Here is a 7,266-nt window from a genome sequence, read left to right on the forward strand (position 1 = left end):
TCCCCTGCTCGAGCGAAGCCGAGAGCTCGGGGAAGGGTGGGCACAGCCCCACGTGCCCAGCGCAAGCGACCGCACCCCGCACCACGGTCGGCCCCCCCGCCCCGCAGGGGCGCGCTACCGGCCGCAGGCCGGACACGGGTGTGCCCCGGCCGGAACCGCAGGGTTCCGCCGGGGCACGACGCGCACACGGACTACTCCGCGAGCACCGCCTCCGCATCCAACGTCGCACCGACCGCCTGGATCACCGAGGCGATCTTGAACGCCTCCTGGATCGTCTCGCGGTCGACCCCCGCCTTGCGCAGGACCTGCTCGTGCGAGTCGAGGCACATCCCGCACCCGTTGATCGCGGAGACCGCCAGCGACCACAGCTCGAAGTCGACCTTCTCGACCCCGGGGTTGCCGATGACGTTCATCCGCAGACCCGCGCGCAGGTTCCCGTACTCCGGGTCGGAGAGCAGGTGCCGGGTCCGGTAGTACACGTTGTTCATCGCCATGATCGCCGCGGCGGACTTGGCGGCCGTGTACGCCTCCGGCGACAGCTTCGCCTTCGCCTCGGGCTCCAGCTCCCGCAGCACCCGCGCCGAGCGGGACGCGATCGCGGTGGCGAGCACCGTGCCCCACAGCTGCTGGGCCGGCAGGTCACTGTTCCCGATCACCGAACCGAGGTTCAGCTTCAGGTCCTTCGCGTAGTCCGGGACCGCGGACTTCAGGTCATCCAGCGACATCCCGGATCACTCCCCGGCCAGCAGCGCGACCGGGTCCAGGGTCTCGTCGCCCTTGGACCAGTTGCACGGGCACAGCTCGTCTGTCTGCAGGGCGTCCAGGACCCGCAGGACCTCCTTCGGGTTCCGGCCCACCGAACCCGCGGTCACCATCGAGAACTGGATCTCGTTGTTCTGGTCCACGATGAACACGGCGCGCTTGGCGTACCCGTCCTCGCCCTCGATGCCCAGGTCCCGCATCAGCTCGTGCTTCGGGTCGGCCATCATCGGGAACGGCAGGTCGGTCAGGTCCGGGTGGTCCTTGCGCCAGGCGTGGTGCACGAACTCGGAGTCGCCGGAGAAGCCGAGGACCTGCGCGTCACGGTCGGCGAACTCCTCGTTCAGCTTGCCGAACGCGGCGATCTCCGTCGGACACACGAACGTGAAGTCCTTGGGCCACGCGAAGACGACCTTCCACTTGCCCTCGTAGGTCTTGTGGTCGATCTGGGCGAACTCCTTGCCGCTCTCCAGCGAGACGCAGGCGGCCAGGTCGAACGGGGGGAACTTGTCACCGACGGTAAGCATGGGGCTCCTCTTGGACGGAGAGGAAAAGCCGCGCGAGGCGGCGTTTCTTGCGGATTTCTTGCGGCCCATCCCAAGGGGTGGACGCGTTTCACCCTGTCACGCGGTGACTGATCAGTGAAATCGGCCGCACGGCGCGGACTGATATGTTCCGGTTATCGGTCGCCGCGCATCACCTTCCGGAGTCAGCCATCACCGCCAAGCAGCCCACCCTCGCCCAGCTCCGTGCCTTCGCGGCCGTCGCCGAGCACCTGCACTTCCGGGAGGCCGCGGCGGCGATCGGGATGAGTCAGCCGGCGTTGTCGGGGGCGGTGTCCGCGTTGGAGGAGGCGCTGGGGGTGCGGCTGGTGGAGCGGACGACGCGGAAGGTGCTGCTGTCGGGCGCGGGGGAGCGGGTGGCGGTGCGGGCGCGGGAGGTGCTGGGGGCGGTCGGCGCGCTGATGGAGGAGGCGGACGCGGTGCGGGCGCCGTTCACCGGGGCGCTGCGGCTGGGGGTGATCCCGACGGTGGCGCCGTACCTTCTGCCCACCGTGCTGCGGCTGGTGCACGAGCGGTTCCCGGAGCTCGACCTGCAGGTCCACGAGGAGCAGACGTCGTCGCTGGTGGAGGGGCTGGGCGCGGGGCGTCTCGACCTGCTGCTGCTCGCGGTGCCGACCGGGGTGGCGGGGGTCGTGGAGCGGCCGCTCTACGACGAGGACTTCGTCCTCGTCCTGCCGGCCGGGCATCCGCTCGGGGGGCGGACCGGCATCCCCCGCTCGGCGCTGCGGGACCTGCGGCTGCTCCTCCTGGACGAGGGCCACTGCCTGCGCGACCAGGCGCTCGACGTCTGCCGCGACGCGGGCCGCACCGGAGGCCCCGTCGCCACCACGGCGGCCGGCCTCTCCACCCTCGTGCAACTCGTCGCCGGCGGCCTCGGCGCCACCCTCCTCCCCCGCACGGCGCTCGCCGTGGAGACGGGCCGGGCCGGGCAGCTCGCGACGGCCGAGTTCGCGGTCGTCCCCGAGCGGCGGGTCGGCCTGGTGTGGCGGGTCGGGGCGGTCCGCTCGGACGAGTTCGACGAGTTCGCCCGCACCCTGAAGGACGCGGTCACCGACCTCCCCGTCCGCCCGGCCTGACCCCGGGGCCGCGGGTTCGGGGGTGCGGGTCGGGGGAACAGGTGGCAGGGCCGCGCTGCTGAAAGGCGTACGCACCCCGACCCGGAGGCCCTGATGAGCGAGACGTTCCGTATCGAGCACGACTCGATGGGAGAGGTCCGCGTCCCCGCGGACGCGAAATGGCGCGCGCAGACGCAGCGCGCGGTGGAGAACTTCCCGGTCTCGGGGCAGCGGATCGAGCGCGCCCACATCGAGGCCCTGGCCCGGATCAAGGCCGCGGCGGCCAAGGTGAACGCGGAGCTCGGCGTGGTGGACAAGGCCGTCGCGGAGGCGATCGCGGACGCCGCCGCGGAGGTCGCCGAGGGCCGCTGGGACGCCGAGTTCCCGGTGGACGTGTTCCAGACCGGCTCGGGCACGTCGTCGAACATGAACACCAACGAGGTGCTGGCGACCCTGGCGAGCGAGCGCCTGGGCCGCGACGTGCACCCGAACGACGACGTGAACGCCTCGCAGTCCTCCAACGACGTGTTCCCCTCGTCGATCCACATCGCCGCGACGGCCGCGGTGACGCGCGACCTGGTCCCCGCGCTCGAACACCTCGCGGAGGCCCTGGAGCGCAAGGCGGTGGAGTTCGCGGACGTCGTGAAGTCCGGCCGGACGCACCTGATGGACGCCACCCCGGTCACCCTGGGGCAGGAGTTCGGCGGGTACGCGGCGCAGATCCGCTACGGCGTGGAGCGCCTGCACGCCTCGCTGCCCCGCCTCGCCGAGCTGCCGCTGGGCGGCACCGCGGTCGGCACCGGCATCAACACCCCGCCGGGCTTCGCCGCCGCGGTGATCGCGGAGGTGGCCCGCACGACCGGGCTGCCGCTGACCGAGGCGCGGGACCACTTCGAGGCGCAGGGCGCACGGGACGGGATCGTGGAGACCTCGGGTCAGCTGCGGACGGTCGCGGGCTCCCTGACGAAGATCGCGAACGACCTGCGGTGGATGGCGTCGGGCCCGCGCACGGGGCTCGCGGAGATCGTCCTGCCGGACCTCCAGCCGGGGTCGTCGATCATGCCGGGCAAGGTGAACCCGGTGATCCCCGAGGCGGTCCTCATGGTGTCCGCGCAGGTCACGGGCAACGACGCGACGGTCGCCGCGGCGGGCGCGGCGGGCAACTTCGAGCTGAACGTGATGCTGCCGGTGATCGCGAAGAACGTGCTCGAGTCGATCCGCCTGCTCGCGAACGTCTCCCGCCTCCTCGCGGACCGGACGGTCGACGGGATCACCGCGAACGTCGAGCGCGCGCGGGAGTACGCCGAGTCCTCGCCGTCGGTGGTCACACCGCTGAACAAGTACATCGGCTACGAGGAGGCGGCGAAGGTCGCCAAGCGGTCCCTGGCCGAGCGGCGGACGATCCGCGAGGTCGTCGTCGAGGCCGGCTACGTCGAGCGCGGCGACCTGACCGAGGAGCAGCTCGACGAGGCGCTGGACGTCCTGCGCATGACACGCCCCTGACCCGTCGCGCGCTCCTCGGAAACCTGGAATTCACGACCCTCCGCCGTGTCCGTGACCTGGGTCGCTGCGTCCGGGGGGCCGTGCTCCTAGGATCTGCACATGACAGAGGCCGAGACGGAGACGGGCGGGCGGTGGGCGCCGGGGCGGCAGATCCTGTGGCGGTACCGGGAGAACGCGGGGTCGCGGATCCACATCTGCCGGCCGGTCACCGTCGTACGGGACACCGAGGACGTGCTCGCGGTGTGGATGGCGCCCGGGACGACCTGCGTGAAGCCGGTGATCGCCGACGGCACCCCGATCCAGCGCGAACCGCTCGCCACCCGGTACACGCGGCCCCGCCGGGTGGTGCGTGACCGCTGGTACGGGACGGGCATCCTGAAGCTGGCCCGGCCCGACGAGCCGTGGTCGGTGTGGCTGTGGTGGGACCACGGCTGGCGGTTCAAGAACTGGTACGTGAACCTGGAGGAGCCCCGCACCCGCTGGTCGGGCGGCGTGGACTCCGAGGACCACTTCCTGGACATCGACGTCTATCCCGACCGCGGCTGGCGCTGGCGCGACGAGGACGAGTTCGCGCAGGCGCAGGCCGACGGCCTGATGGGCCCCGAGCAGGCGGCCCGGGTCCGCGCGGCGGGGCGGCGGGCGGTCGCGGCGATCGAGGCCTGGGCCCCGCCGTTCGGCGACGGCTGGGAGCGCTGGCGGCCCGATCCGCACTGGCCGGTGCCCGCCCTGCCGGACGACTGGGACCGCACCCCGGCGCATATGACGTCGTGAGACCCTTGATGCGCCCCCGGGGTCGAATCGTAGGATCGACTTCCGTCCCGTGGGCCACGGGGCCGGTCGGCGACAACACCCCCACCGCGGACCGTTCCTGAGTGGGCGTCACGGCAGTGCGTGCATCCAGCACGCGCGGCAGGGACGTACACCCGGCACGCCGACCGCACGCACCGCACAGCACGGCATCGAGCACGTCATCAAGACCGCAGAACCGTGTCCGACCGCCCGCCCAGCGGGTATACCGCGACATGAGTCGACATCGGCGCCGCAGTGGCGCGAACGGACGGATACCTGACGCGTGACGGAGCACCCCACCTCCCACGAAGAGCGGCGGCCGCAGGCGGCGGACACCCGCGGCGCGGCGCCGCGCCCGGCCCCGTCCGTACCGGCCGGCCGCCCGGCGCCCGCAGCCCGTCCCGGCGGTCGCCACGCCGAGGGCCCGCAGTCCGCCCGGCCGCCGCGCGCGCTGGCCGCCGACGGCGACACGCCCCGCGAGCGCCCCGGGCAGTCGGCCGCCGGCGACCCGGGCGCCGACCGGCCGGAGAGCGACGTCCCCACGCACAACCTCTCCGACGCCGCCGCCCTGGCCCGCGCCGCGCACGCCGAGCGGTCCGGGCGGACCGCGGTCGGCGGGCGCGGCAAGGGCGGCCGGGGCGGCAGGCAGGGTAAGGGCGACCGCTCGCCGTCCGCGAGCGCCGAGGAGCGTGCGCCGGGCGGCAAGGACCCGGACGCCGCGAAGCCGCACGGGAAGGGCCGGGACGCCTCCGCGCCGCACGGCAAGGACCGCGGCGCCGTCCCGACCGCCGCCGTCCCCGGCCCGGAGGCGGCCGACGCCACCCCCGCGGGCCGGCGCGAGGGCGACCGGCTGCGGTTCGTCGGCGCCGCCACCCGCCGGATCGCCCGCGGGCTCGACCTGGACGAGATCGTCCTCGGCCTCTGCCGGGCGAGCGTGCCGACGTTCTCCGACGCGATCCTCGTCTACCTCCGCGACCCGCTGCCGGTCGGAGACGAGCGGCCCACCGGTCCTGTGGTGCTGCGGCTGCGCCGCACCGACCGGATCGCCGAGATAGCCGACGAGCTGGACACCGACGGGGCGGCGACCGGCGCCGTCATCGCCGTCCAGGCCGACCCGCCGGCCGCCGCCGAGCTGTGCGAGGTGCGTCCCGGCGGGGCGCTCGCGGAGATCCTGCGCGGCGTGCGGCCGGTCTTCGCCGACTCGCCGACCGCCGACGCCGCCCTGCCCGAGCTGCTCGGCGAGAGCCGCAGCGTCCCCGAGGGCCGGCACACGATCCTCGCCCCGCTGCGCGGCCGCCGCCGGGTCATCGGCGCGGCCGTCTTCCTGCGCCGCCCCGAGCGCGAGGCGTTCGAGCCCGACGACCTGCTCGTCGCCGCCCAGCTCGCCACCCACAGCGCGCTCGGCATCGACAAGGCCGTCCTGTACGGCCGCGAGGCGTACATCGCCGACGAGCTGCAGCGCACCATGCTCCCCGAGTCGCTCCCGCAGCCCACCGGCGTCCGCCTCGCCTCCCGCTACCTGCCCGCCGCCGAGACGGCCCGGGTCGGCGGCGACTGGTACGACGCCATCCCGCTGCCCGGCAACCGGGTCGCGCTCGTCGTCGGCGACGTCATGGGCCACTCCATGACCTCCGCCGCGATCATGGGGCAACTCCGCACGACCGCACAGACGTTGGCCGGACTCGACCTGCCCCCGCAGGAGGTCCTGCACCACCTCGACGAGCAGGCGCAGCGCCTCGGCCAGGACCGGATGGCGACCTGCCTGTACGCCGTCTACGACCCGGTCTCGCACCGGATCACCATCGCCAACGCCGGCCACCCGCCGCCCATACTGCTCCACCTGGGCGGCCGGGCTGAGGTCCTGCGGGTGCCGCCGGGCGCCCCGATCGGCGTCGGCGGCGTCGACTTCGAGGCCGTCGAGCTGGACGCCCCCTCGGGCGCGACGCTGCTCCTGTACACCGACGGCCTGGTGGAGTCCCGGCTGCGGGACGTGTGGACCGGCATCGAGATGCTGCGCGAACGGCTCGCCGCCACCGCCCAGTTGACCGGCCCGGACCACCCGCCGCCACTGGAGGCGCTCTGCGACGAGGTCCTCGACATGCTCGGCCCCGGCGACCGCGACGACGACATCGCGCTGCTCGCGGCCCGCTTCGACGGGATCGCGCCGAGCGACGTCGCCTACTGGTTCCTCGACCCCGAGGACACCGCCCCCTCCCGCGCCCGCAAGCTCGCCCGCCGCGCGCTGGCCCGCTGGGACCTGGAGGAGATGACCGACAGCGTGGAGCTCCTCGTCAGCGAGGTCGTCACCAACGCCGTCCGCTACGCGTCCAAGCCGGTCACCCTGCGGCTCCTGCGCACCGACGTCCTGCGCTGCGAAGTCGGCGACGACGTACCGCAGTTGCCGCGGCTGCGGCAGGCGCGGGCGACGGACGAGGGCGGCCGCGGCCTCTTCCTGGTGAACCGGCTCGCCCGCCGCTGGGGCGCGACCCGGCTGTCCACCGGCAAGGTCGTCTGGTTCGAGCTGCCCCGCCCGGACGCGCAGCCGCGGGGCTGAGGCGGACCACGGGTTCCACGGGGACGGCCCCGGTCCTCCGCTG

At 73.9% G+C, this 7,266-nt stretch carries 6 protein-coding genes; 4 read left to right on the forward strand and 2 right to left on the reverse strand.

What is annotated here, in order from left to right:
- Positions 1–191: 191 nt before the first annotated feature.
- Both ACFWEG_RS27420 and ACFWEG_RS27425 read right to left on the reverse strand, forming a co-directional pair.
- A complete protein-coding gene (locus ACFWEG_RS27420; RefSeq protein WP_387220366.1) occupies positions 192–725 on the reverse strand; it encodes an alkyl hydroperoxide reductase in 534 nt (177 codons plus the stop codon).
- Between the two features lie 6 nt (positions 726–731).
- A complete protein-coding gene (locus ACFWEG_RS27425; RefSeq protein WP_387220368.1) occupies positions 732–1,286 on the reverse strand; it encodes a peroxiredoxin in 555 nt (184 codons plus the stop codon).
- 143 nt (positions 1,287–1,429) lie between these two features.
- On the opposite strand from ACFWEG_RS27425, the gene ACFWEG_RS27430 reads away from it, so the two are divergent.
- The 4 genes from ACFWEG_RS27430 to ACFWEG_RS27445 all read left to right on the forward strand — a co-directional run bounded on the left by ACFWEG_RS27430 (position 1,430) and on the right by ACFWEG_RS27445 (position 7,223).
- Positions 1,430–2,398 carry a hydrogen peroxide-inducible genes activator gene (locus ACFWEG_RS27430; protein WP_387220370.1) on the forward strand — a complete coding sequence of 323 codons (969 nt, stop codon included), beginning with the start codon at positions 1,430–1,432 and terminating at the stop codon, positions 2,396–2,398.
- Between the two features lie 93 nt (positions 2,399–2,491).
- Complete coding sequence (locus tag ACFWEG_RS27435) at positions 2,492–3,880, forward strand: class II fumarate hydratase (protein WP_387220373.1); 1,389 nt, start codon at positions 2,492–2,494, stop codon at positions 3,878–3,880.
- A 99-nt stretch (positions 3,881–3,979) separates the two neighbouring features.
- Complete coding sequence (locus tag ACFWEG_RS27440) at positions 3,980–4,651, forward strand: DUF402 domain-containing protein (RefSeq protein WP_387220376.1); 672 nt, start codon at positions 3,980–3,982, stop codon at positions 4,649–4,651.
- A gap of 301 nt (positions 4,652–4,952) precedes the next feature.
- Positions 4,953–7,223, forward strand: coding sequence for a SpoIIE family protein phosphatase (locus tag ACFWEG_RS27445; protein ID WP_387220378.1), 2,271 nt, complete (start codon positions 4,953–4,955; stop codon positions 7,221–7,223).
- Positions 7,224–7,266 lie beyond the last annotated feature (43 nt).

Origin of the sequence: Streptomyces sp. NPDC060194, assembly GCF_042728285.1 — a bacterium.
Lineage (GTDB): Bacteria > Actinomycetota > Actinomycetes > Streptomycetales > Streptomycetaceae > Streptomyces.

Bases quoted from the DNA above. Each gene is read 5' to 3' on its own strand.
- ACFWEG_RS27420 (WP_387220366.1), bottom strand. From the start codon at position 725: ATGTCGCTGGATGACCTGAAGTCCGCGGTCCCGGACTACGCGAAGGAC.
- ACFWEG_RS27425 (WP_387220368.1), bottom strand. From the start codon at position 1,286: ATGCTTACCGTCGGTGACAAGTTCCCCCCGTTCGACCTGGCCGCCTGC.
- ACFWEG_RS27430 (WP_387220370.1), top strand. From the start codon at position 1,430: ATGTTCCGGTTATCGGTCGCCGCGCATCACCTTCCGGAGTCAGCCATC.
- ACFWEG_RS27435 (WP_387220373.1), top strand. From the start codon at position 2,492: ATGAGCGAGACGTTCCGTATCGAGCACGACTCGATGGGAGAGGTCCGC.
- ACFWEG_RS27440 (WP_387220376.1), top strand. From the start codon at position 3,980: ATGACAGAGGCCGAGACGGAGACGGGCGGGCGGTGGGCGCCGGGGCGG.